18 protein-coding genes are annotated in these 25,393 nt (G+C 67.8%); 7 read left to right on the plus strand and 11 right to left on the minus strand.

The window, feature by feature from the left end:
* Positions 1 to 182: 182 nt before the first annotated feature.
* On the plus strand, positions 183 to 3,179 hold the full coding sequence (locus BBK82_RS30385) for a glycoside hydrolase family 2 TIM barrel-domain containing protein (RefSeq protein ID WP_237047662.1): 2,997 nt from the start codon (positions 183 to 185) through the stop codon (positions 3,177 to 3,179).
* Between the two features lie 26 nt (positions 3,180 to 3,205).
* On the opposite strand, the gene BBK82_RS30390 is transcribed toward BBK82_RS30385, so the two are convergent.
* The gene (locus BBK82_RS30390; protein WP_065918056.1) at positions 3,206 to 4,234 is read right to left on the minus strand and encodes a LacI family DNA-binding transcriptional regulator; all 1,029 of its coding nucleotides are present in this window, start codon (positions 4,232 to 4,234) and stop codon (positions 3,206 to 3,208) included.
* Positions 4,235 to 4,606: 372 nt separating this feature from the next.
* Between BBK82_RS30390 and BBK82_RS30395 the strand changes: the two genes are divergently transcribed.
* The 4 genes from BBK82_RS30395 to arfA all read left to right on the plus strand — a co-directional run bounded on the left by BBK82_RS30395 (position 4,607) and on the right by arfA (position 9,326).
* Positions 4,607 to 5,920 (plus strand): ABC transporter substrate-binding protein, encoded by a 1,314-nt coding sequence (locus BBK82_RS30395; protein ID WP_083268248.1) that lies wholly within the window; start codon positions 4,607 to 4,609, stop codon positions 5,918 to 5,920.
* A 67-nt stretch (positions 5,921 to 5,987) separates the two neighbouring features.
* On the plus strand, positions 5,988 to 6,953 hold the full coding sequence (locus BBK82_RS30400; protein ID WP_071812708.1) for a carbohydrate ABC transporter permease: 966 nt from the start codon (positions 5,988 to 5,990) through the stop codon (positions 6,951 to 6,953).
* On the plus strand, positions 6,950 to 7,813 hold the full coding sequence (locus BBK82_RS30405; protein ID WP_065918058.1) for a carbohydrate ABC transporter permease: 864 nt from the start codon (positions 6,950 to 6,952) through the stop codon (positions 7,811 to 7,813). Before BBK82_RS30400 ends, BBK82_RS30405 begins: the two co-directional genes overlap by 4 nt.
* 7 nt (positions 7,814 to 7,820) lie before the next feature.
* A complete protein-coding gene (arfA, locus tag BBK82_RS30410) occupies positions 7,821 to 9,326 on the plus strand; it encodes an arabinosylfuranosidase ArfA (RefSeq protein ID WP_065918059.1) in 1,506 nt (501 codons plus the stop codon).
* On the opposite strand, the gene BBK82_RS30415 is transcribed toward arfA, so the two are convergent.
* The 10 genes from BBK82_RS30415 to BBK82_RS30460 all read right to left on the minus strand — a co-directional run bounded on the left by BBK82_RS30415 (position 9,320) and on the right by BBK82_RS30460 (position 23,629).
* Positions 9,320 to 10,702, minus strand: coding sequence for a glycoside hydrolase family 43 protein (locus BBK82_RS30415; protein ID WP_237047663.1), 1,383 nt, complete (start codon positions 10,700 to 10,702; stop codon positions 9,320 to 9,322). The genes arfA and BBK82_RS30415 overlap by 7 nt on opposite strands.
* A 71-nt stretch (positions 10,703 to 10,773) precedes the next feature.
* On the minus strand, positions 10,774 to 12,261 hold the full coding sequence (locus BBK82_RS30420) for a family 43 glycosylhydrolase (protein ID WP_237047664.1): 1,488 nt from the start codon (positions 12,259 to 12,261) through the stop codon (positions 10,774 to 10,776).
* 44 nt (positions 12,262 to 12,305) lie between these two features.
* Positions 12,306 to 13,256 carry an arabinan endo-1,5-alpha-L-arabinosidase gene (locus BBK82_RS30425; protein WP_065921470.1) on the minus strand — a complete coding sequence of 317 codons (951 nt, stop codon included), beginning with the start codon at positions 13,254 to 13,256 and terminating at the stop codon, positions 12,306 to 12,308.
* A 613-nt stretch (positions 13,257 to 13,869) separates the two neighbouring features.
* Positions 13,870 to 14,010: a hypothetical protein gene (locus tag BBK82_RS50730; protein ID WP_154697593.1), complete on the minus strand. Its 141-nt coding sequence runs from the start codon at positions 14,008 to 14,010 to the stop codon at positions 13,870 to 13,872.
* Between the two features lie 365 nt (positions 14,011 to 14,375).
* Positions 14,376 to 15,200 carry a GAF domain-containing protein gene (locus tag BBK82_RS30430; RefSeq protein ID WP_218920369.1) on the minus strand — a complete coding sequence of 275 codons (825 nt, stop codon included), beginning with the start codon at positions 15,198 to 15,200 and terminating at the stop codon, positions 14,376 to 14,378.
* An 814-nt stretch (positions 15,201 to 16,014) separates the two neighbouring features.
* Positions 16,015 to 18,252, minus strand: coding sequence for a rhamnogalacturonan lyase family protein (locus tag BBK82_RS30435; RefSeq protein WP_065918061.1), 2,238 nt, complete (start codon positions 18,250 to 18,252; stop codon positions 16,015 to 16,017).
* A 63-nt stretch (positions 18,253 to 18,315) separates the two neighbouring features.
* Complete coding sequence (locus tag BBK82_RS30440) at positions 18,316 to 19,782, minus strand: glycoside hydrolase (protein WP_065921471.1); 1,467 nt, start codon at positions 19,780 to 19,782, stop codon at positions 18,316 to 18,318.
* A gap of 33 nt (positions 19,783 to 19,815) precedes the next feature.
* Positions 19,816 to 20,973, minus strand: a complete 1,158-nt coding sequence (locus BBK82_RS30445) for a glycoside hydrolase family 5 protein (RefSeq protein ID WP_237047665.1) — start codon at positions 20,971 to 20,973, stop codon at positions 19,816 to 19,818.
* 245 nt (positions 20,974 to 21,218) lie between these two features.
* Positions 21,219 to 22,028, minus strand: coding sequence for a beta-galactosidase (locus BBK82_RS30450; protein WP_218920370.1), 810 nt, complete (start codon positions 22,026 to 22,028; stop codon positions 21,219 to 21,221).
* A 788-nt stretch (positions 22,029 to 22,816) separates the two neighbouring features.
* Positions 22,817 to 23,629, minus strand: coding sequence for a phytanoyl-CoA dioxygenase family protein (locus BBK82_RS30460; RefSeq protein WP_065918065.1), 813 nt, complete (start codon positions 23,627 to 23,629; stop codon positions 22,817 to 22,819).
* A 190-nt stretch (positions 23,630 to 23,819) separates the two neighbouring features.
* Between BBK82_RS30460 and BBK82_RS30465 the strand changes: the two genes are divergently transcribed.
* A complete protein-coding gene (locus BBK82_RS30465) occupies positions 23,820 to 24,329 on the plus strand; it encodes an NUDIX hydrolase (protein WP_065918066.1) in 510 nt (169 codons plus the stop codon).
* Entirely contained in the window at positions 24,329 to 25,357 is a 1,029-nt protein-coding gene (locus tag BBK82_RS30470) for an NTP transferase domain-containing protein (RefSeq protein WP_065918067.1), read from the plus strand. The genes BBK82_RS30465 and BBK82_RS30470 overlap by 1 nt, the downstream gene beginning before the upstream one ends.
* Positions 25,358 to 25,393: the final 36 nt, after the last annotated feature.

Here is a 25,393-nt window from a genome sequence, read left to right on the forward strand (position 1 = left end):
GGGGATGAACGAACGCGACGCTCGTCTCTTGCGCCGACCCGTGGTAAGCGCTTTCCTGAAAGGGTACGGCGTCGACCGACGAGGGAACCACTACAGGCTGGTGAGATGTGGCTGTTCGACGATCGAATCGACTGTGGACCAAGTTCTGGGCACTGGTTCTCGGCTGTGCGACGGCGGCGGGGGTGTGCGCCGTCCAGGCGCCCGCGCGGGCCGCGCACGTCCAGCCGGTAGGCCGGACCGTCGACTTCACCGGTGCCTGGCAGTTCGCCCTGGTGAACACCACCGGTGACGACGCGCCACAGCCCGGTGGGCACGACCCGTCGTGGCGTGACACGCGCTTGCCGCACGACTGGAGCATCGAGCTCGACCCGGTGCAAGGTCCGCACACCACTGCCGGAACCGGCTTCCTGCCCGGCGGCCTCGGCTGGTACCGCAAGAGCTTCACGCTGCCGTCGTCGATGTCGGGGAAGAAGGTGTCGATCGAGTTCGACGGCGTCTACATGGACTCCGAGGTCTACCTGAACGGCAACCTGCTCGGTCGTCATCCCTACGGTTACACGGGATTCGCGTACGACCTCGACGCGCGCACCGACGGCACGCCGAACGTGCTCGCGGTCAAGGTCCGCAACCAGGTGCCCAGCAGCCGGTGGTACTCGGGCAGTGGCATCTACCGCGACGTCCGGCTGGTGGTGACCGAGCCCGTGCACGTCACGCGTCACGGCGTGAAGGTGACGACGCCCGATCTGGCGGCCACGATCAGGTCCGGTCACGCCGTGATGCGGGTCGAGACCACCGCCGTCAGCGAGAGCGGTGACACCGGAGCGGAGATCGTCTCGACGGTCAGGGATCCGCGCGGCCGGATCGTCGGCCGGGGTAGGGCGCGTGCCGCGTTGACCGCTGAACCGAGCACGGCGACCGCGGACATCAGGATCGGGAATCCCGACCTGTGGTCGGTGGACCGGCCTGACCTGTACACGGTGGACACGGAGATCCGGGTGCGCGGCAGGGCCGTGGACACCGTCAGCACCCGTACGGGCATCCGGTACTTCGCGTTCGATGCGGACAACGGATTTTCTCTCAACGGTGTGGAGATGAAGCTCAAGGGCGTCAACCTGCACCACGACCTGGGTGCGCTCGGCTCCGCGGTCTCCTCCGACGCGATCGTGCGCCAGTTGCGGATCATGAAGAGCATGGGTGTGAACGCCGTGCGCACCTCGCACAACCCGCCCTCGCCGGAGTTCGTCAGAGCATGCGAGGAAATGGGCGTCCTCCTGCAGGTGGAGGCGTTCGACACCTGGCGCACGCCGAAGACGAAGTTCGACTACGGCCGGTTCTTCGACGACCACAGCAGTGCCGACCTCCGTGAGATGGTGCACGCGGCCAAGAACTCGCCGTCGGTGGTGATGTGGTCGATCGGGAACGAGATCCCCGACTCCAGCGCGGCCGCGGGCCCGCCGATCGCCCGGCGGCTCATCGACGACGTGCGGGCCGTCGACACCACCCGTCCGATCGTGATGGGCAGTGATCGGTACCGCCGGGTTCCCGCGATCGGCTCGCCGCAGGACCAGATCCTGCAGATGCTCGACGGGCTGGGGCTGAACTACAACGACGCCTCGTCGATCGACTCGCTGCACGCCCGTTACCCCACCAAGTTCTTCTTCGAGGCGGAGTCGTCGTCCTCCACCTCGACCCGCGGTCGCTACCAGGACGCGGACCAGCTCAACACAGGGGAGAACCACACACCGGGCAGGCGCAACCTGTCGTCGTACGACAACAACCTGGAGACGTGGACCTACAGTGGTGAGTACGGTTTGAAGAAGGACCGCGACCGCAAGTGGTTCGCCGGTCAGTTCCTGTGGACCGGATTCGACTACATCGGCGAACCCACACCGTACGACGTGTACCCGGTGAAGTCGTCGTTCTTCGGTGCCGTCGACACTGCCGGGTTCTCCAAGGACTTCTACCACCTGTTCCGCAGCCAGTGGAGCGGTGAGCCGATGGTGCACCTGCTGCCGATGGACTGGACCGGGCACAAGGCGGGTGAGCCGGTCTCGGTGTGGGCTTACAGCAATGCGGACACCGTGGAGCTCTACCTCAACGGAAAGTCGTTGGGCGAAAGGCGGTTCGACACCAAGACCACGGTTCACGGCAGCCGGTACCTGGAGACGACCGAGGCGACCGGCGACGACAAGACCGTGACCACGGGCCCCTATCCCGGCAGTTACACCAGCCCGAACGGGAGCGCGGGCAAGCTGCACCTGACGTGGTCGGTGCCGTTCCAGCCGGGACGGCTCGTCGCGGTCGCGAGGCGCGGCGGCGTGGAGGTGGCGAGGGACGAGGTTCGCACCGCGGGCGAGCCGCACGCGATCAGGCTGACTCCGGACCGGAGGATGACCAGGGCCGACGGCAAGGGGCTCACCTTCGTCACGGCCGAGGTCGTCGACCGCGCGGGCGTGGTCGTGCCGGATGCGCACGACCTGATCTCCTACCAGGTCCGCGGCGGCAGCCTCGCCGGTCTCGACAACGGCCGTCAGGAGAGCGCGGAGAACTACCAGGCGGGCTCGCGCACCGCGTTCAACGGCAAGGCGCTGGCGGTGGTCCGTTCCGGACGGTCGACCTCCGTGATCACGGTGACGGCCAGGGCGCCTGGCCTGCGCACGGCGTCCACCTCGGTCGCGGCGGTCGGTGGACGGTCCGGCGCCGCCCGGCACACCACCGCCGATGCCGCCCCGGTGCCCTCGCCCGCGCTGGGAGCGGACGCGAGCTACTCGGGTGCCCGCGACACGATCCCGGCAGCGATGCTCGACGGTAGTGGTTCGACCCACTGGTCGAACTACTACCTCAAACGCGCCACGGCGTTGCTGCCGGCGGTGAGCCGGGCACACGCGACGGACTGGGTGTCGCTGCCCGTCTCCGAAGTCGAGCAGGCCGGCTCGGTTCGGGCCTCGTTCCTCAGCGACGCCTCACACGCCCTGCCCGCCTCGATCGCGGTGTCCTACTGGAACGGTCGTGCGCACGTGCCGGTGCGGGACGTGAAGCTCGACTGGTCAGGCGGAACGACCGTGACCATCACGTTCACCGCGGTGCGCGGCGATCGCATCCGCTTGGACCTCACCAGCTCCGCACCGGGGACCGCCCACGGGTTCCTCGGCATCTCGCATGCTTCAGTCGGACGTTAGGGGTGCCATGTTCCGCACAGCCTTCATCAAGCGGGTGCTGCGCGTCCCACGGTGCTTTGGCGGGCGATCAGCCGGTGCGAGGCACGCACCTCTATGCCGGGCAGTGGTTCCTTGCTGTCGATGCGCATGAGCAGCCGTTCCACCGCCGTCGTGGCGATGGCGTCCTTGTCCGGAGAGATGGTGCTGATCGGCGGGTTGGCGTAGCGGCCTTCCTCGATGTCGTCGTAGCCGATCAGCGCGATGTCCTCGGGCACCCGCAACCCGCGTTCCAGCACCTCGTGCAACGCGCCGAGCGCCACGGTGTCGTTGTAGCCGAAGACGGCGTCCGGCGGGTCGTCCCGATCGAGCAGCGCTCGCATGGCGGCCGCACCGTCGGCGCGGTTGAACCGGAGGGTCTGGATGATCAGTGACTCGTCCACCGGCAGACCGGCGTCCGCGTGGGCCTGCCGGTAGCCGAGGGTGCGCAACTGCGCCGCCTCGCCGGTCGGGTAGGGCTGGTCGCCTATCGCGGCGATCCGGCGTCTGCCCAGGCCGATCAGGTGCGCTGTGGCCGCGCGGGACGCCTCGACGTCGTCGATGCCGACGTGGTCGAAGAAGGCGTTGGACGACCGCTCGCCGAGCAGGACGAGCGGGAACGTCGGATCGCTCTCGGCCAGGTCCTCCTGAGCCAGGCCGAGGGGGCTGTAGATCATTCCGTCGAACAGGGCCGCCCGCGCGCCCCGCCGGATCAGTTCTCGTTCGTGTGCGGCATCGCCGTCGGTCTGGTCGATCAGCACGTGATAGCCGCGCTCGCGGGCCCTGGGGATGATCGCCTGCAGCAGTTCGGAGAAGTACGGCACGTCCAGGAAGGGGACGACCACCGCGATCTGCCCTGACCGGCCGTTCGCCAGGTTGCGGGCCAGCACGTTGGGCCGGTAACCCAGTTCCTTGATCGCCTTCTCGACCTTCACGCGGGTGGGCTCGGTGACCGGGGCGTAGCCGTTGACCACGTTCGACACCGTGCGCGCGGACACCCCCGCGAGCTCGGCAACGTCACGCAGCGTGGCATCGCGCATCGACTCACTCCGTCGGACCGGCGCGGCGGCCCGGTGCTGCAGCGCTGCAAAGCAGGGTGCCTGCCCGTCACCGCCACGACAAGCCCGGTCCGTCGAGACGCGTGGGACCGGGACCGCGGCTCGTTCGACAGACTTGAGATTGGGTCTTGCAGCGCGGCAAAAGGCAGTCCATAGTGCTTTGCAGCGCAGCAAAACCCATTGCCACGGTGGCACCCGCGGTCGGTTCGCTCGAACCCGCCAGCCGTGGTGCAGCACCGCACAGACCTCAGCGGTCCTCGGTTCGTGCCTCACGGGGCCACCGCACTCCTGATCACTCACCGTGATGGCGATCGCGCATGCCCTGATGCATGCCGCGACGGAAAGGCGCTGCTCATGCTTGGCACCAAATGGACGGCGAAACTCCGTGCAGGGCTCGTCGTCGCCGGCGTGCTCGCTGCCGCCGCGTGCGGCGGGGCCGCGGACAACGCCGACGGACCCGTGCGCGTGTCGGTCTGGGCCTGGTACCCGGAGTTCAAGGCCGTGGTCGACGCGTTCAACGCCTCCCACAAGGACATCCAGGTCGAGTGGACCAACGTCGGCACCGGCCCGGACCAGTACGCCAAGCTCAAAACGGCGTTCACCGCCGGCAAGGGCGCACCGGACGTGGCTATGGTCGAGTTCCAGCAGATCCCGACGTTCGTCATCCTCGACGCGCTGGTGGACATGGGGCCGTACGGCGCCAACGACGACAAGGACCTCTACGCCGAATGGGCGTGGAGCCAGGCGACCGACGGCGACAAGGTTTATGCCATCCCGGTGGACGGCGGACCGATGGCGCTGATGTACCGGAAGGACCTCTTCGACAAGCACGGCATCCCGGTGCCGACGACGTGGGCGGAGTACGCCGACGCGGCGGCGAAGATCAAGGCCGTCGACCCGAACGCCTACATCGCGAGCTTCGGCAGTGACGGCGGCTGGCTCAACGGGCTGATGTGGCAGGCGGGCTGCCGTCCGTACGGCTACTCGCAGGCCAAGGCCAAGGACCAGGTGAAGATCGACCTGACCGCGCCCGAGTGCGAGAAGGTCGTCGAGCTGTACGGCGACCTGGTGAGCAAAGGCCTGATGGCGCAGGACAAGTTCTTCACCGCCGACGCCACCGCGGCGCTGGACTCCGGCAAGTACTGGACCTGGGCCGCGGCCGGCTGGACGCCCGGTTACGTGGCCGGCTCGCTCAAGAACACCGCGGGCAAGTGGGCGGTGGCGCCGATGCCGCAGTGGACCGCGGGCGCCGACGAGCAGGGCGACTGGGGCGGTTCGACGTTCACCGTGACCAAGCAGGCCAAGAACCCGCAGGCGGCGGCCACGGTGGCCCGCGAGCTGTTCGGCCGCTCGAAGGCCGCGTGGGACATCGGGCTGAACAAGGCGTTCCTCTACCCGCTGGTGAAGGAGGTCGCGGCTGACCCGGCGTTCACCGGCAAGGCCTATGACTTCTTCGACGGCCAGAAGGTGAACGAGATCTTCGTGCCGGTGTCGGAGAAGCTGGGCGAGTTCCAGTACACGCCGTTCCAGGACTTCGTCTTCAAGGACCTGAACGACCGCACCGCCGAGGCGATGTCAGGCAGCAGGCAGTGGAGCACGGTGCTGGAGGAGACGCAGAAGAACGTCGTCGCGTACGCCGAGAAGCAGGGCTTCAAGGTCAGCCGGTAGTGCACCCGAGGCCTGGCGCGGCCCGCGGGTCGCGCCAGGCCGACCACCCCAGTCCAGGAGGTCCCCCGTGACGCGGTCCATACCGATCACGGCACCCGCGGCCGACGACCTGCCGCCGTCTCCCCGCCCGGTCGAGAGCCGGTCACGACCCAGTCGGCGCCGGGTCACCGCGCACCCGGTGGCCGGAGCGCTGTTCGTCCTGCCGTTCTTCCTCGTCGTCGTCGCGTTCCTGGTCGTGCCGCTCGGCTACGCGTTCTGGCTCAGCCTGTCCAGCAAGAGCCTCGCGCTCGGCACCCGGTTCACCGGCGTCGACAACTACGTGCGCGCGTTCACCGACCCGCTTCTGCTGGACGGCCTGCTGCGGGTCGTCCTCTTCGGACTGGTGCAGATCCCCGTCATGCTGGGCATCGCGCTGGCCGGAGCGTTGACGCTCGACGCCGTCACGACGAGGTTCGCGGTGGCGTTCCGGCTCATCGCGTTCATGCCCTACGCCGTGCCGGCCGTCGTCGGCGCGCTCATGTGGGGCTTCCTGTACAGCCGCACGTTCGGCCCGTTCGCGGACCTGCCGACGCTCGTCGGTGGTGACCCGATCGACTTCTTCAGCGCCTCGCTGCTGCTGGTGTCGCTGGGCAACATCGTGACCTGGGCGTGGACCGGCTACAACATGATCATCCTGTACTCGGCGTTGCAGGGCGTGCCGCGCGAGATGTACGAGGCCGCGGTCATCGACGGGGCCACGCCGGTGCAGATCGCCTTGCGGGTCAAGGTGCCCGCGATCAAACAGGCCATCTCGCTGGCCGCGATCTTCACCGTCATCGGCACCATGCAGTTCTTCACCGAGCCGCAGATCATGGCCCGGTTCGCGCCGCAGATCTCGGCCGGCTACACACCGAACCTCTACGCCTACAACCAGGCCTTCGCCTACTCGGACTTCAACTACTCGGCCGCACTCTCGTTCGCGCTCGGCTTCCTGGTGTTCGTGGTGGCCTACGCGTTCGTGTTCGTCAACCGCAAGCGGGGAGCACACTCATGACCAGCGGCGGTGCCGGCACCGCGACGGTGAAGACCTGGCTCCCACACCTGCTGATGGGCGCGGGCATCCTGTACTTCCTGGTGCCGCTGCTCTGGGTGGTCATCGCGGCCACCAAGAGCCAGCCGGACCTGCTCGACAGCCCGGCGCTGTGGTTCGCCGAGTTCAACCTGGTGGCGAACATCGAGCAGCTGTTCAGCGAGGACGGCGGTGTGTACGGCGGGTGGCTGGTCAACACGGCGTTGTACGCGGGGCTCAGCGCTCTGGGCGCCACCGCGCTCGCCGCCGCCGCCGGTTACGGACTGGCGCGGTTCTCGTTCATGGGCAAGCGTCTCTTCGAAACCGCGCTGCTCGGCATGATCATGGTGCCGGCCACCGCTCTGGTGCTGCCGACGTACCTGATCCTGTCCGAGCTCGACCTCGTCAACACCATGTGGGCGATCGTCCTGCCGTCGCTGCTCAGCCCGTTCGGCGCGTACCTGGTCCGCGTCTACGTGGACGAGAGCGTGCCGGTGGAGCTGATCGACGCCGCACGCATGGACCGCGCGGGCGAGCTGCGCATCTTCTGGCAGATCGTGCTGCCGATGATGCGTCCCGCGCTCGTCACCGTCTTCCTGTTCACCCTGGTGGCGACGTGGAACAACTACTTCCTGCCGCTGGTGATGCTCAGCGACGCCGACCTCTACCCGCTGACCGTCGGGTTGACCACCTGGTTCAACACGGCACAGCAGGACGCCGGCAACCGGATGCTGTTCAACCTCGTCGTGACCGGCTCACTGCTGGCCATCGTCCCGCTCATCGTCGCCTTCGTCCTGTTGCAGCGCTTCTGGCGCAGCGGGGCGGCGGCAGGCGCTGTGAAGTAGGAGAACCGTGCTCAACGCTTCCCTGGTCCTCAGCCCCCACTACGTCATCGCGCCGGTGCGACGCAGGCTCTTCGGGTCGTTCGTCGAACACATGGGCCGCTGCGTTTACACCGGCATCTACGAACCCGGCCACCCGACCGCCGACGAGGACGGCTTCCGCGGCGACGTGCTGGAACTGACCCGTGAGCTCGGCGTCGAGCTGGTCCGGTACCCCGGCGGCAACTTCGTCTCCGGCTACCGCTGGGAGGACGGTGTCGGTCCGGTCGCCGAGCGCCCGGTGCGCCGCGAGCTCGCGTGGCACAGCCTCGAGACCAACGAGGTCGGCATCGACGAGTTCGTCCGCTGGGCGCGCAAGGCCGACGTCGAGGTGATGTACGCGGTGAACCTCGGCACCCGCGGTGTCGCCGAAGCGCTCGACGTGCACGAGTACATGAACCACGAAGGCGGCACGCACCTGTCGGAGCTGCGCAGGGTGAACGGGTCCAAGACGCCGCACGGGGTGCAGTTGTGGTGCCTGGGCAACGAGATGGACGGACCGTGGCAGCTCGGCCACAAGACCGCGCACGAGTACGGACGGCTGGCCGCCGAAACGGCCCGCGCGTTGCGGCAGGCCGAGCCGGGGCTGGAACTGGTCGCGTGCGGCAGTTCGAACTCGGCCATGCCCACGTTCGGCGACTGGGAGTCCACCGTGCTGGAGCTGACGTACGAGCAGGTGGACCACATCTCCCTGCACGCCTACTACGAGGTGCACGACGGTGACGTGGACAGCTTCCTCGCCTCCGCGGTGGACATGGACCACTTCATCGACAGCGTCGTCGCCACGGCGGACGCTGTCGGCGCGCGGCTGAAGAGCGACAAGCGGATCACGTTGTCGTTCGACGAGTGGAACGTCTGGTACATGAAGCGGTTCCACGACACGCCGCGCACCGAGTGGGAGGTCGCGCCGCGGGTCATCGAGGACCAGTACGACGTGAACGACGCGGTCGTCGTCGGCAACCTGCTGATGACGTTGCTGCGGCACAGCGACCGGGTGGCCGTGGCGTGCCAGGCGCAGCTGGTCAACGTGATCGCGCCGATCCGCAGCGAGCCGGGCGGGCCTGCGTGGCGGCAGACGATCTTCCACCCGTTCGCGTTGACCTCGCGGCTGGCGCGTGGGCAGGTGCTTCGGGTGGAGACGTCCTCGCCGGCGTACCGGACCAAGCGCTTCGGTGACGTCCCCGTCGTGGACGCGGTCGCGACGCACGACTCCGAAACGGGTGACACGGTGGTCTTCGTGGTCAACCGTCACCAGTGCGAGCCGGTCGAGCTCCGGGCGGACCTGGCCGCGTTCGGCGAGGTGGCGGTGGCCGAGGCGTGGTCCGTGCACGACGAGGACGGTGCGGCGACCAACACGGAAACCGACCCGGACCGCGTCGTCCCGCAACCGCACAAGGCCGACGTCACCGGCGGCGATCTGCACGTCGTCCTGCCGCCCAGGTCCTGGACCGCCGTCCGCCTCACCAGCGGTCAGTAGCCGATGCGGAAGGTGGCGTCCTGGCGGTCGGCCGCCGCTGACCCGGTGGAGACGGGATCGATGCGCAGCACGTACCCGGAGTGCCGGATGTAGCGCTCGGGGAAGTTGTGGGAGCGGAACGAGGTCCACGCCGAGCCGGCGAGTCCGGCGACACGGTGGAAGGTCGCGTCGGCGGCGAAGGTCGAGCTGCCGTCGTTCGCGGCCAGGACAAGCGCGTAGTCGGCGTGGCGCAGGTAGCGGTCGGGGTAGTTGACCGAGCGGAACGAGATGCCCGCCGAGGCCGCCAGGCCCGGGACGAGCTGCCACATCGCGTCCTGGTACGGGTCGAACGGATAGGGGTCGATGCGGGCGGCGTTGCCGGAGTGCCGGATCAGGTGGTCGGGGAAGTTGTAGGACTTGATCCGGTTCCAGGCGGGCGCGCCCCAGCGGCTGACCAGGCCGTTGTACTCGGTCGTGGTGATGCCGCAAATGGTGGGGTGCTTGGCGTTGAGCGGCTGGCTGTACTGGGCTTTGGTCAGCGGCGACCACGAGTCGGTGGCGATGTTGCCGGAGCGCCAGGCGTACAGCTCGCCGTTGACGGGGGAGAACGAGTCGCCCCACAACCACCACTCGCCCCGGTCGTGGGCTTTGACCACGATCGGGGCCTCGATGCCGCCGCTCACCACGCCGGCGGTGTAGGTGCCCCGGTCGAAGCTGCGCGGGTTGAGGGTGGCGGACCGGGCGCCGTAGAGGCGGCCGTCGCTGAAGCTCTTGTAGTACAGGTAGTTGGCGCCGTCACCGACGTGCACGGTGGCGTCGAGGACGTTGAAGCCGGGGTCGAAGAACAGCTGTGGCGCGCCGACGTTGACGAAGTCGGTGGTGTAGTTGACGTAGAAGGCGTCACGGCCGCCGCTGTTGGCGGAGTAGAGGATGCCGTACTGGTTGCGCGAGGCGTCCCAGAACGCCTCCGGCGCCCACGTGTGGGTCGGCATGGAGTGCATCTTCAGCCGCCGGTACCCGGTGAACGACCGCAGGTCGGCTGAGTCCCAGGCGTGGATGTACTGGTTCTGGCGGGTGAAGTCGGTGCCGGTCAGGTCGGTGGCCAGCACGACGAACCCGCCGTTCTGCTTGCGCATGATGAACGGGTCCCGCAGGCCCCTGGTGCCCGCGGTGGGGGTGGCCACCGGGTTGCCCTGGTTGAGCGGCATCCAGTTCAGGCCGTCGGTGCTCACCGCCAGGTGCAGGGCGTACCGGTCGGCGACCTTGTCGGGCGACTCGGTGAAGTAGCCCATCACGTAGGCGGCGTCACCCGGCGCGGCGAGCGCGGAGAGCCGGTTCACACCTGCCAGGGCCACCGCGGCCACCCCACCGGCGAGAAAAGTGCGTCGTTGCAGCACGGGACGTCTCCTGTCCGGAGCGACGGGGATGGCCGGCGGCGAGCGCCGCCGGCCATCGGAGGGGTGATCGGTCAGGCCGCGGGTTCGCCGGACGGGGCGGCGAGCGGCGTGCCGAGGCGGACCGGCGTGCCGAAGTTCGGCGTGCCGTCGGCGTTCCAGGTGAACTTCTGAGCACGCGTCGAACGGTTCATGTCGCAACCACCCGAGGCGCTGTCGTTGGCGTGGTAGACGATCCAGTCCTCGGTGCCGTCGGGCGACTTGAAGAACCCGTTGTGACCGGGGGCGAACACGCCGTTGGCGTCGTTGCGCTGGAAAACCGGGTTGGGCGACTTCGTCCAGTGCGACCGGTTGAGCGGATCGGATCCGGTGAGCGTGAGCAGCCCCAGCTTGTAGTCAGGACCCCAGCACGCACTGGCCGAGTATACGATCATCGTCTTCCCGTTGCGGTACAACGGCTCAGCGCCCTCGTTGACCGGATGGGTCTGCCGCTCCCAGGCCAGCGTCGGTTGGCTGATCGTGCGTCGCGCGCCGCTGAGCGTGTACGGGTTCGACATCGGGGTGATGGTCAACGACTGGGTGCCGTCCGTCGCGCTACCCATCAGGTACAGCTTGCCGCCGTGCTGCAGGATGCTCGGGTCCAGCTCCCAGGTGTTGCCCAAGTCGGCCTTGAAGCTGTAGGGCCCCATGGGGTCGGTGCCGGAGGCTTCCAGCACGTGCAGCCGCTGGGTGGGGTTGAAGTCCGGCACGTTCTGCCCGGCGACGTAGTAGAGGTACCAGCGGCCGTTGAGGAGGTGGAACTCCGGCGCCCACATGTTGCAGCACCCGTTCGGACGGCCCGACAGGTTGAAGATCACCTGGTCGGTGGCGCTCGACAGCCCGGCGAGGGTGCGCGATCGGCGCATGGTGATCGTGGAGTTCCACGTCGTCGTCGCCAGGTAGTAGTACCCGTTGTGGTACTGCAGCCAGGGGTCCGGGCCGTTGCGCTTGATCGGGTTGGTGAACGTTCCCGCGCCCAGCTTCACCAGCTGCCACTGCTGGTTCGCGCCACCGGTGTCGGGCCACTGCACGACCCGCGCACCGTCGGCGGTGGACCACTCGTAGGTCTCCACGGCCTTGCCGCTGTTGCGGTTGAGCAACCGCACGTACCCGCCGGACGAGTCCGCGAGCCGGAACTGCTGACTGGTCGCGTTGCCGTCGGCCCACTGCACCAGGTCGGCGGCATCAGCGGTCGAGCCACCCGAGACCTGGAGGACCTTGTTGCTGTGCTTGGACTTGAGCCGGTAGTAGCCGCCGCCGGAGTCGACGAACTGCCACTGCTGCCACGCCCCGTCGTTGCGCGTGTACTGCGAGATCCGGGCGCCGTCGTCGGTGGCGAGCTCGTAGACGTCCAGGGCCTTGCCGCTGTTGCGGTTGACCAGTACGTATGACGCGTTGGTGTCCACAGTGGCCGCCGAGACCGCCGGTGGCAGGGCGGAGGTGATGCCGCCGAGCAACGCGGTGGTGGTGGCCAGGACGAGGGTGGTCCGCCGTCGTCGACGACGGCTGGTTGTCGAGATCATGTTCTTCTCCCTGCGGGGCACTGCACGGGTGTCAGGTACGTGCGTCAGTGGACGTAGGGCCAGCCGCCGGAGTCGATCGCCAGCAGGTTGACGCCGAGCAGGGACGCGCCGTTGTCCGCGTAGTAGTGGTAGATCAGCACGTCGCCGTCGCTGTCCGCCAGCACGTCCTGGTGACCGGGGCCGTGGATGCTGCCCTGACCGGCGAGGACCTCGGTCCCGCCGCCGGAGTTCAACGCCGTGCCGTTGCGGTCGACGTAGGGGCCGGCGACGCTGGTGGAGCGGCCGACCATGACGCGGTAGGTGCTGGCGGCGCCCTGGCAGCAGCGGTCGAACGAGACGAAGAGGTAGTAGTAGTTGCCGCGCTTGACGATGTTCGGCGCCTCGATCGCGCCGCCGTTGCGGCCGGCGATGGCGCGGATCGTGGAGTCGGAACGCAGACCGGTCGACGGGTTGAGCGCGATCATCTTGATACCGGACCAGAAGGAGCCGAAGCTCAGCCACCAGCGGCCCTGGTCGTCGACGACGAGGTCGGGGTCGATGGCGTTGAAGTCGTCGCTGGTGCGCGACTCGATGACCAGGCCGCGGTTGGTCCACGTGCCGGAGTTGCCGCTGGGGCTGGTGGCCAGGAAGATCGCCGATCGGTTCGAGCCGAACGTCGAGGCCGAGTAGTACATCCAGTACTGGCCGTTGCGGTGGGAGATGTCCGGCGCCCAGAGGTTGCGGCTGTTCGCCGTGTAGGCGTTGGCCCACGGCGTGCCACCGGGAAAGGCGGCACCGGCGTTGCGGAACGCGGTGCGGTCGGTGGAGGTCTTGAGCGCGATCCCGTTGCCGGTGTGCGCGATCAGGTAGCTCCCGTCAGAGCGCTTGACGGCACTCGGGTCGTGCACGCCGATGTCACCGGTGACCCGGCCTGGGGCGGGGTAGGCCGCCGACGCGGAGGGAGCCACCGCGACGGTGACGGCAAGGGCCAGCAGCAGTGTCAGAACGCGTTTCATCGACAAGACCACGATGTCCTCGATTTCTGGCGAGTGGTTGCGGCGGCGCGGGTTTGTCACCGGCCTGGCGCGGTGGACGCGTCGGCCGTTGGGCGGTGGGGCGGTGAGCAGGTGTCAGCGCTAGTGAGAGGACGTCCGGTGCCGGTGGGGTGATCTGCACGTGGCCAGGAGGTCGGCTGCCGGGAAGGCCGTCTGCGTACGTGAGCCCATGCCTCGCCTCCTTGCGAGCGGGAACCTGAGTGCACCACCGGTTGCGTCCCGGGCCACATCACGGAAAGCGCTGTCAGCACGATATCGACCGCAAAGGCGGCCGACAAGACTCACTGTTATCGCTAACAGCGAATGTGAAGTCGAATTTTTCGACCATGCAAGTTTCGAAACAGTCCTGAAGTGCTGAAACTGCTGATCGATTCGAGGTGGGGAGAAGCTAAAATTCAGCTTGATGTTAACGCTCACATGACGTCGTGTGCCGGAGGAGGCTGTCGGCGCTTCCGTCCTGCGTTACCCGCAACTGCTGGTTCGCGAAGTCCGGTAGCCGTGGGGCAGGTCTGCGAGGCCTCGCAGTGCCACGACCGAGAGGAAGATCCACGAGCGGCTGGGGGGTCTGCGGCAATCAGGTGTTCGAGGTCGACCTGCTGGCCGACATCGAGAGCAAGCGCACCCGGTTGCCGTTGACCGGCACGGCGGCGTCCGCGGCGTCCGAGACCGCTTCAGCGGCGGCCTCGCTCACCTGGGCGACGTCCTTCGCGGTCATCTGCAGGCGCCGTCCTCGTCCGTGAACGCGACCTCGGACTCCCCGGCTGAAACGGCGGGAGCGGGCCCCAGGGACCAGATCCAGCTCCGCCACCTTCACCCGGCCAGGACTGTCCGATCCGCGCTGATCTCGCGGAAGGCCGGACCACTGACCTGTGGTTCGTGAAGTAGGTGCGACGCAGGGCGAGCGCTTTGTCCGGACCTACTTCGCAGATTCGGTACTGGCGGGCTGCTCACGGCGAGCCCGGTTGTCCGTTCCGCTCGGATCGGCTGAAGGCGACCAGGCACGGCGTGGAACCGGGCCGTCGCCGAGCTGGAGCGGGCTTTGCCGACTGAGCGAGCCAATGAAAGTTCGTGGTCGATGTATCAGGACGTGCCTGCGGGTCGGGTGTTGCTGCCCTCCGCGCGCCGCAGGTAGCGCTCCAGCCCGTTGAGTTTCTCGTCGGCGATGAACGTCGACCGCTCGTTGATGACGATGTCTTCGGCGTGCCGGATGCACGCCCATGCCGAGTCTCCCCATGGGTCGGCGATCTTGACCTCCACGGGCTCGTCGCACGGGCCCGACAAGCCGAGCTCGCACACCTGGGGGTGCTCGCCGTCGAGGTGGTTGGCGGCGAGGTGCCGCAGCTGGCCCGCCAACTTGGCTGACGCGGTGGTGCGGGGGCCGGGGATCTGGTCCAGGCCGCGTTCCGCGCGCACCGCTTGGATGGCGGCCAGACGCAGCTCCAGCTGGTCGGCGACGATTCCGGCCAGTGCGGTGAGTGTCGCGGCCTGGGTGTCGGTGACTTCGCGGGGTTCGCGGTCGATCACGTTGACCGTGCCCAGCCGGTGGCCGTCGCCGGTGGTGATCGGCGCGGCGGCGTAGAAGCGCAGGCCCAGCTCGCTGCGCACCAGCGGGTGGTCGAGGGTGCGGGGGTCGACCGCGCCGTCGTTCACCACGTACACGCCGTCCTGCAACACGGCCGAGGCGCACAGACCGGGCTCGGTGCCGATCTGGGTGACGCCCGACAGACCGTGGCAGGCAGCGAACCACACGCGGTCGACGTCGACGATCGTCACGGTCGCGATCGGTGTGCCGAAGACCTGCGCGGCCACACGGGCGACGTTGTCGAAGCTGCCGTCGGCGGGCGCGTCCAAGATGTGGTAGCGGCGGACTGCCGACAGACGCTCTGGATCGGTATGGGTGAGCACGCGCGCAACAGTAACCGAGGATGACCGTAGGTCCGACCGCGAGCAGTCTTACAACCGTGCCGCGTGCCACTTCGCCCACCGGCGACAGTGGGTGTCAGCGCCGGGGCGCGAGCTCATTCGGTGGACACAGGTCTGGTGGTGCGGGTCGGCCCGCATGCTTGGACGTTGGTCAGCACACCGGTTCCTGGCTTGCTGCACAGTCCAGTCGCGCGTCGGATGAATGGTGGACGCCGGTGATGAGCAGACGTCTGGTGTCATGTTGGAGGAACGCCAACGCGTACAGGCGCTTGCCGAGCGCTGTGTCGATGTGGAAGAAGTCCGTGGCGATGATTCCTACGGCTTGGGCTGTGAGGAACTCGCGCCAGGTGGGGCCGCAGCGACGTGGCGCCGGGTCGATGCCTGCAGCGTTCAGGATTTCCCGGACCGTTGAGGCGGCGATCGGGTGGCCGAGACGGGCTGACTCGCCTTGGATCCGTCGATGTCCCCACCGCGGGTTCTCCTCGGGTGGCCGGGTAGTAGACGTAGGTGTTGATCCGGCGGCTGCCGCGCGTCCAGCTGTACTGGCGCACACCGACGGCGAAAGGCGTGGTCGGTGCGGTCCCCAGAGACCAGGTGGGGGCGGCACCGGCCAGGCCGGTACCGAGGAGGGTCGCGCTACCCGCGGTCGCCGCGGCGACCGCGCTCAGCCTCAGGAAGGAACGTCGTTGCATCGGCACGATGACTCCCAGCAGCGGTGGTGAGGTGCTGGCGGCGAGCGACTTGGCCGCGGTCAGACGAGCCGGGTCCGTGCCGCCGGCCCGCCTGACCGCCGGGTTCAGCGGACGTGGATGTTCGGTTGTGGCGGCGTGCTCATGCCGTTGCCGAGGAAGAAACTCGGATGTGGCGGCTGGTTGTAGGCGGTGTTCTGCCACGCGATGGCGACGCGGTACTGGGGGTCGTGCAGCAGGGTGTGGATCCGCCGATCGGTCTGCGTCGTGGTGGCGTAGATGCGCAGGGCGGCGTTGTCGTCGCGGGGCAGGATGACTTCCTCGCGCCAGTCACCGAACAGGTCACCGGACAGCGACGGGGTGGCCTTGGTGCCATTGATGGAATGCGCACCGGAACCGGTCAGCAGCCGGGTGTCGCCGTTGGGGCCGTATTTGTCCACGTGGTTGCCGTCGAGCAGCTCACGCACCGGGTCGGCGTCCCACCAGGCGAGGAAGTTCGCGCTGGCGGGCGCTCGTCCGACGCTGCCGCCGGATGAGTTGAACGCGCTCGTCAAACCGGTTCCCTTGCCCCAGAACTCCGCGCCGGGGTTGCCTGCGTACACGTCTCCGGCCACGCCACGAGCCGGGCCCTCGCAGTTGCAGGTGTTGTTCTTCTGCATGATGACGGCACCGGTGCGGGCGTCTCGCAGGGTCGCGGCGGCGCCGGAGCTCTGCTCGTGGATCTGCCAGATCTCCTGACCTGGGCGGCTCGGCACGAAGTCGCTCACGTGCAACGCATCGCCGTGGGCGTAGAAGTTCGTGGTGTAGCGGCCGGTGCCGTCGGAGTTGATGGTCATGCCGCCGTAGATGATCTCGTCGGTGCCGTTGCCGTCGACGTCCGCGACGGACAGGGAATGAGTGCCCCGTCCTGTCCACTGCCTGCCCGCGGTGCCGGAGTCGAACTTCCAGCGCCGGGTGAGCCGGCCGTCGCGGAAGTCCCACGCCGCGATCGCGCTCTTCTCGTAGTAGCCCCGGCCCATGATGATGCTGGGCCGCTTCCCGTCCAGGTAGGCCGTGCCCGCGAGGAACCGGTCGCCGCGGTTGCCGTTGCAGTCACCCCAGTCGCAGATGTTGCCGCGGGCAGGGTCGAAGGGCACCGTGGACATGACGGCGCCGGTGAGACCGTTGAACACCGTCAGGTATTCGGGCCCGGTGATGATGTAGCCGGAGGAGTTGCGATGGTCGGCCCCGGCGTTGCCGATCACCTGTCCGGTGCCCGAAACCGTGCCGTCACCGGTCTTGACCGCCAGTTCCGCCCGGCCGTCTCCGTCGTAGTCGTACACCTGGAACTGGGTGTAGTGCGCACCGGCGCGGATGTTGCGGCCGAGATCGATCCGCCACAGCCGCTGTCCGTTGAGCCTGTACGCGTCGATGTAGACGCTGCTGGTGCGACCGGACTGCGAGTTGTCCTTCTGGTCGCTGGGATCCCACTTGAGGAAGATCTCGTACTGGCCGTCGCCATCCGCGTCACCGACACTCGCGTCACCGGCAGTGTAGTTGCTGCCCGGCCGGGAGATCGGGACGTCCAGGTAGTTGCCTCCGGTGAAGCGCAGAGACGGCGTGGACGGCTCCTGCTCCACCCCGTCCCTGACCGCGCGGACCGTGTACCCGGCGTCCGCGGACGCCCCCGAGTCCAGGAAGTTCGTGGAGTTGGTGATCGGCGAAGCGTTCAGTTTCGTGGTGCCGCGGTACACGTTGAACCCGGTCGAGGCCGGCTCGGTTCCGAACAGCCGCCACGAGACCAGGTTGCCGGATCCGGAACGCACGCTGACCAGGCCCCGGTCGAGGTCTTCCACCTGCCTCCCCTCGGTCGGCGGGGTGCCGCCGGCCTCGAAGTCGAGGTAGTCGATGTTCGCCAGGCCGTCGGCGGTGGAGGGGCTCAGCCGAAGTGTGTTCGTGCCGGTGTTCACCGGCACGGTGAGCGTCTTCGTGCTCCACGCCGTCCAGGCCCCCGTCGGCTCGAACGTGATCCCCGTGTGGGCGACCGCGCCGTTGACCAGCAGGTCGGCGGGACGGCCGGTGGCTCCGCCGTTGGCGTACCGGACGGCGACGGTCGCTGCACCGGCGGCGAAGGCGGTCGCGGTGAACTGCACCGCCGCGCCGACCGCGTTGCCGCCGTTGCAGAACCCGCTGCCGGAGTAGCCGGCGTGGTTGGACTCGACGGCACCGTCGCAGGTGGCCGGTGCGCTTTCCGCTTCATGACGCGTCGCCGCGGCCGAAGCCGCTGAGGTGACAAGCCCGTTGCCGGCCAAGGCCAAGGCCACGATGCCGGCGGCCAGCCGTGTGGTACGTCTGTTCGAGAACATGGTCGACCTCCGAGAGGTGAGTCGAAAGATGTCGATTGCCGCGACGGCGCGGTGCACGCCTGCTCAGGCTGACACGCCGTCGAGCTGAAAGGTCTGCACCTGGCCTGCGGCGAACGGGACCCGAAGCTGGTTCCCGGAGAGCCGGACGTCGGTGCGCTGGATGTAGCGGTCGCTGCCGCTGGTCGTCGAGGTGGACCAGCGGGTGATCAGGCCGGTCGGCAGGGTGCCGAACCGGGACAGGTCGAACGTGATCGTCTGTGCCGACGTGGCGGTGTTGACGCCCACGACGACGAGGCGGTGGGACGACGGATCGTAGGCGGCGGCGGCGTTTCCGGTGGAAGCCGAGATGATGCGCATGCCCGGCCGGATGTGGCGGGTGAACTGCGCGAGCACGTACAGCTTGTTCTGCACGGAGCCGGCCCGCAGCGTGTCCGCGTTGTAGTCGATCAACGCCCAGACCGGCGTCGGGTCCATCACCTGCCAGTAGCACCACGCCGTCGGGTGCAGCCAGCGCCAGTCCAGGCAGAGGTTGCTCGCCATCGAGAGCCCCGTGCCGTCCCTGTCGCCGTACTCGGAGTTCCACAGGACCTTGCCCGCCGGCCGCGCGTCGCCGTGGACGAGGTCACGCCGTCCGCCCGAACCCTGGTAGCCGTGGACGTTGATCTGGTTCACGACGGACTTCGTGGCGGCGTCGAAGGAGGTCCACGTGCTGTGTGCGGCGTCGTAGCTGGTCTCGTCCGACGCGGCGATGCGCATGCCGGACAGGCCGCGGTTGTTCATCTCCTCACGCAGGTACCTCAGCACGGTGCGCTGGGTGGCCGGATCGAAGTGGCAGCCCTCCTGCCTGCCCGTCGCGGACCAGTAGTTCGACGCCGGTTCGTTGAACGGGGAGATCGTGCGGAACGTGACGCCCCAGTGGTCGCGGAAGTGCCGGGCCACCTCGGCCAGGTGGACGCCGTGGTTGCGGTGGTTCCACGACTGCAGGTTGTCGGCCGAGGCGTTGGCGGCGCCGGAGGGGTTGTGGTTGATGCACATCCACCACGCGGGGGAGTTGGAGAAGAGCTCTGTCATCGCACCGCGCGCCGCGGCTTTGACCACCGCCGCTCGCTGCTTGGCGTCGGCGGTCCAGTTCCACGCCGACGAGGTGGGATCGGTGTTGCGCCAATCCTGCCAGTAGGTCTCGATCTGCTTGAATCGCGGGATGTTCGGCGAGGCGACCATGGTCTCGCCGTCGACCGAGTTCCAGCTGCAGGCGCCGAGGTTGTACCGCGCGATGTTCATCCCCAGGCCGGGCAGCGACTGTCCGTTGTAGACGACGTTCTTGGTGGTGAACCACAGGTCCGCGAAGTCGTCGCGGTCGCCGAACACGTTGGCCCACCAGGCGAGCGAGGTTCCCCAGCCTTCCCACGTGCCGTGGTCGGGGCCTGGGTTGATGGTGATGGTTTCGTCTGCGCGGGCACTTCCCGTGCCCACCGCCGTCGCCGCGACGGCGGCCGCTGCGCCGGACAACACTGTCCTGCGGGTGACCATGGCGATCTCCAAACTCGGTTCTTCCGGTACCGGCTAACGAAGGCCGCTCATGATGGCGTTGATGATGCCCTGCTGCGTGACCGCGTAGCTCCTCCGGTCGAACAGCCCGAACCCGTACTGGCCGTTGTGGCCGTTGTCCCAGTAGATGGTGGCGGCGCCGTACTTCTTCGACGTGGTCACCACAGCGCGGGCGAAGTCGGCGCGGTACCTGTTGTTCGACGAGTCGAACGACGACTTGTCGATCGAGCCGTATTCACCGACGACGACGGGGTAGCCCTTCGTCACGAAGGTGTCGCGCATCAGCTTCAGCTGCGAGTCCAGGTAGTCCTCCTGTCCCCAGGTGGACTTCCTGGACGGGTTGGTCGACCCTCGTCCCCACTGCGTGATCGTTCCGTTCTCCTCCCCGGCGAAGTCCCACGGGGCGTAGTGGTGGACGGAGATCATGATTCGCTTCTCGCTGCCGGGGATCGAGGGGGATCGGAACTGGTCGGTGGGCAGCTTGAACCCGTAGTTCCCCGCGGTGTAGTCGATGTTCGTGTTCCAGCCGGGCACGAGCAACCATCGCGAACTGTTGTTGCCACCGGCCCTGCGGACGGTGTCCACGAAGATCTGGTTGTAACTGTTGATGTTCGAGTAGCACGGCTGGGTCGGTCGGCCGAACTGCCCGTCGAAGTTCTCGTTCATCGACTCCAGGATCAGGCGCTGGTCGTAGTTCTGGAACCTCCGCGCGATCTGTTCCCACGCTTTCTGGTACTTGGCCCTGATCGTCGTCTGGGAGGACGAGTCGCAGATCAGCCAGGAGCCGGCGACGTTCTTGTAACCGTCGCCGTGCATGTTGATCAGCACGTGCATGCCGCGGTCGTAGGCGTAGTCGACGACCTGCTGGATCCTGTTCAACCAGGAGGGGTTGATCGGGTAGTTCGGCCCTGAACCGATGTGCCGCAGGTAGGAGACCGGGACCCGGATCGTCTTGAACCCGGCGGCCTTCACCTTGTCGATGAGGGCTTGTGTGATGACGGGCTGGCCCCACGCCGTCTCGCCGGGAGTTCCGTCGATGGTGCTTTCCAGCTGGTTGCCCAGGTTCCAGCCGGCACCCATGTCGGCAACGATCTGCGAGGCGTTCAGCTGGCCCGTGGTGCCGGCCGATGCCGGACCGACCAAACAGGACGCGGACACGGCAACCGCGAGCACGGCGGAAAGGAAACCGGCCCTGATCCTACTTGCCTTCGAGCACATGAGATCTTCTCGCTTCCGGTCTTGAGCGGCCAGGCCAGCTGATCCGCCCACTGCGTCCGGCAGGATGTTGGAAAGCGCTTTCCAACATGACAGGGCCGATCAGCTGAGTCAATCCCTTGTGGCGCTTCGAATCCGTGCGTTCGACCTGGTTCGACGAATTCGATTCGAAGTGGTGCGTGTGACTCGCCGCTGCGTCCCGGTCACCACGGCCGGAAGACGACGCGGACCTCGCCCGCGGGCACGTGGAGGACACCGACGACATCGTCGCCGGTGAGCAGTTCGGCTGCGGGCTCGCCGACGTCGACGACGTCGTCATCGGTGTGGTTGATCGCGAACTCGTACCGGCCCTCCGGACCGGCGCGCTCGACCACCTCGACGTCGCGGGGCAGCTCACGCGGGGTGAGCGTGGTGGGTGAGATCGCGGCGCGCAGCACGGCGTCGAGGCCGTCCGCTGTCAGGCGGGTGGAGACGTACCACGCGCTGCCGCGTCCGACGGAATGCCGGGTGACGGCGGGAAGACCGGCCGCAGGACCGTCCACGTAGGACCAGACTTGCTCGTCGCCGCGAAGGGCCAGGACTTCTGACCACACGGTGCCCGTCATTCCGTTGTCCAGGCGGACCTCGTGGCCGGAGCGCAACGGCGTGAACTCCTCGACGGTCAAGCCCAGCACGTCGTGCAGCGCGCCGGGATGCGGACCTGCGTGGATGGTGTCGCGTTCGTCCACGATCCCGGAGAAGCAGGACACGACCAGGGTGCCGCCGTCCTCGGCGAAGCGGCGGAGACCGGCCCCCGCCGCTTCCGTCATCGAGTACAGCGCCGGCGCGACGACCAGCGGGTAGCGACCCAGGTCGGCCTCCGGATGAGCGAAGGCGACCGTGAGGTGCCGGTCGTAGGCCGCGGCGTACCACGCCTCGGCTCGCTCACGGGCGTCCAGGTCGAGGCTCGGTCGCCACTCGAGTCGTTGTGCCCACCAGGACTGCCAGTCCCACAGCATCGCGATGTCCGCCACCACGCGGCTGCCGCGGATCGGCTTAGAGCGGAACGTCGCACAATGGCACTCAACAGCGCTGAACGGCGGCCAACGGCACCGGCTGGCCTTGGGTTCCTCTGTTCTTGCACGACAAAGGCGCGACCCGACCCGACTTGCAGTGTGAGGGTCACAGGCGCAGGTGCTCGGCTGCTCAAGCAAGAAGTGGATCTTCGGGACGGTGACCGACTGCGCTCAGGGCGCTGGAACAAGTGCCTACTGGGTCTAGCTGTGCGGAACGTCGCGTTTTCGCAGGTCAGGTGGCCGTGAACCCGTATCTGGGGGTCACGTGCGCTCAACGGCGTTGGACAGCTCGTTCTCCGTGTCATGACCATCGTTGGCGGCCATGGAGCGGCCGCAGTAGCTCGAACGTGTTGATTGTGCTCAGGTAGGCCAGTCAGAGCGGCACAGCCGGTCATATCCCGTGTCAGCGAGGGCGCTGCGGACCTGCGGCGCGCCCAGGAGCGCCTCGCCCCCGCCACCGAAGCTGATCTCCAGGGGTACTACCGGGTGATGCTGGCACAACAGGAGACAGACCGGCCTGACGAACCTGAACTGTCCTTCGAGGACGTGGTCGGCAGGCTGAGGAACCCGTTCGTGGGATTCGGTCCGGTCGCTCACTGGGTCGGGCGGCTGGGCCAAGCAAGGACTTCCCTCTCAAGCGTGAGCGCCAGAACCACCCAGGCCGCGGAGTTGCCCCGGAGTCCTGCCATGTGTGCGACCCGTCAACGTTGCGTCCGCACAACCGGTCTGTTGTCGAACGCCAGCAATCACACTTGCCCGGAGTCCGACCGCCCGCTGGCGAACGGGCCACGCAACATCGACCGCTGGCGCTCGGTGAACCTGTCGTCCACCACCACGCCGGGCGACGCCGGCTCCCATTGCACGTGACCGGGGCAGTACTTGAAGAACAGCACCTTGCGGTCGTTTTCTCCGCGCCACGGCATGGTGCCGTGGGTGGAGGCCTCGGTGAAGATCACCGCGTCACCGGGCTCCACGGCCACCTGCTGCACCGGCCATCCCGCGCCGACGCCGCGCATTGCGTCGGGTAGGGGGAAGTTCGCCTTGTGGCTGCCGGGGATCACACAGAAACCGCCTGCGTCCGGAGCGGCGGCGGTGAGTGCGAAGAACACGCCGAGCTGCCCGGTGTGCATCCTGCCTTCGGCGAAGTGGTACGCCTGCGACGGGACGTACGGCGTACCGCCGTGGTGCAGCGCCAGACCGACCTGTGTGCGCGCGCCCTTGCGGGCGAACACGCCGTAGCTGTGGTCGAGCCGGAAGCCTGGTGGCAGCAGCTCCCGCAGGTACGGGATGATCCGTGGATGGTCGATCAAGTCGCGGATCTCCGGCCCCCAGTCGAGCAGGCTGCCGTTCTCCACGTCGACCGGCCCTTTTGACGGGTCCTGGTTGCCGATCATCTCGCCGGGGAAGCCGGTGTGGAAGTACTGGGCCGAGTCCAGCAACTCGCCGATGCGGTGCTGGTCGACGACACGGTTCAGGGCCAGGACCTCCTGCGTGCTGAGCGCGTTCTTCACGAGCAAGTAACCGTTGAGGTCGAACAGGTACTTCTCAGTGTCCTGCATGAGCCGGCTCCCTCGTGGATGAGGACGGTAGGACGCCAGCCTGCCGATCCGCGCGGTGCCCGGCTGCCCTGGCACGAGGGTGCGTCCGGAACCTGCCAACTCGCCTGGGAAGTTGTCGCCGGGTCGGCATGAAGCTGGCGAATCGGCGCGGCTTCACGGGAACGCACGCCCTCGACAATAGGTTTGCGCCATGTCGATCCCACCGTATGTCGCAAAACTGCGCCACCTCATCGGCAGCGATCATCTGCTCTGGCTGCCTGGTGTCAACGGCGTCGTCGTCGATGACGAGGACCGCGTGTTGCTGCACCGCCGCGCGGACAACGGCAGGTGGACGTTGATCTGCGGAATCCTCGACCCCGGCGAGCAACCGGCGGACGGCATCGTGCGCGAGGTGTGGGAGGAGACCGGCGTGCTGGTGCGGGTGGAACGTCTCACGAGCATCACCGTCTCACCGATGCGGCGTTATTCGAACGGTGATCGCGCGCAGTACCTGGAGCTCACGTTCCGCTGCTCGCCGATCGACGGCGAGGCGCACGTGCACGACGACGAGTCGGTCGAGGTCGGCTGGTTCCGCCTGCACGAGCTGCCGGAACTCGATCCGGACATCCGCGCCCGCATCGAACGCAGCGTCGTCGGAGTGGACGAGGTGTGGTTCCAGCCACCGTCCTTCGAGGTCCCGCAGTCGGAAGGTGTGCGCTGATGAAAGACCAGCTCACCGTCGTCGTGCTCGCGGCCGGCGGCGGCCGGCGGATGAAGTCCGCGGTGCTGCCCAAGGTCATGCACGCCATCTGCGGGCGTCCGCTGCTGGGTCACGTCGTCGCCGCCGCGCGTGAGCTGGACCCCGAACACCTGGTAGTCGTGGTCGGGGTCCTGCGCGAGCACATCAAGCGCTACCTCGCGGAGTCGTACCCGGAGACGCTCACCGTCGACGACAACGTGGTGAACGGCACCGGCCTCGCCTGCCGCACCGGACTCGACGGACTGGTCGCCACCGGCGTCGCACTCGACGGCACGGTGCTCGTGCTCAACGGCGACTCGCCATTGTGCACAGCGGATACGTTGCGTGGGCTCGTCGACGCCCATCGCAGTCATGGCAACGCCGTCACGGTGCTCACCGCCGTGACGCCGGATCCGGGTACCAGTGGGCGAATCCTCCGTTCGCAAGGCGAGATCGCAGGCATCGTGGAGCACGGCGACGCGACTCCCGAGCAACTCGCCATCACCGAGGTCAACTCCGGGGTGTACGCGTTCGACGCCAAGCTCCTCCCGGAGACGTTGCTGCGCATCCGCACGGACAACAGCCAGGGCGAGGAGTACCTCACCGACGCGGTCGAGATCCTGCGCGGTGACGGGCGGCGCGTCGGTGCCTGGCCGGTCCGCGACCACCGGGAGATCATGGGGGTCAACGACCGCAAGCAGCTGGCGGAGGCCTGGCGGGTGTTCAACAACCGGCTGGTCGACGCCGCCATGAGGGACGGCGTGACGGTCGTGGATCCGTTCGCGGTCTGGTTGGACGTGATGGTGACGTACGAGCCCGATGCCGTTCTGCATCCCAACACGCACCTGCGCGGTGCCACGCACATCGGGGCTGGGGCCGTGGTGGGGCGCAACTGCACTCTGACCGACACCGTGGTCGGGGCCGGGGCCCGGCTCAGTGACGCCACGGCTCGTGGGGCGTCGATCTCTCCCGGTGCCGTGGTGGGGCCGTACACGCACCTGGTGGGTTAGCCGGCGGTCCCGACTTCGTGTGGCCCTTCGGCCGAC

This window comes from Lentzea guizhouensis (assembly GCF_001701025.1).
GTDB lineage: Bacteria > Actinomycetota > Actinomycetes > Mycobacteriales > Pseudonocardiaceae > Lentzea > Lentzea guizhouensis.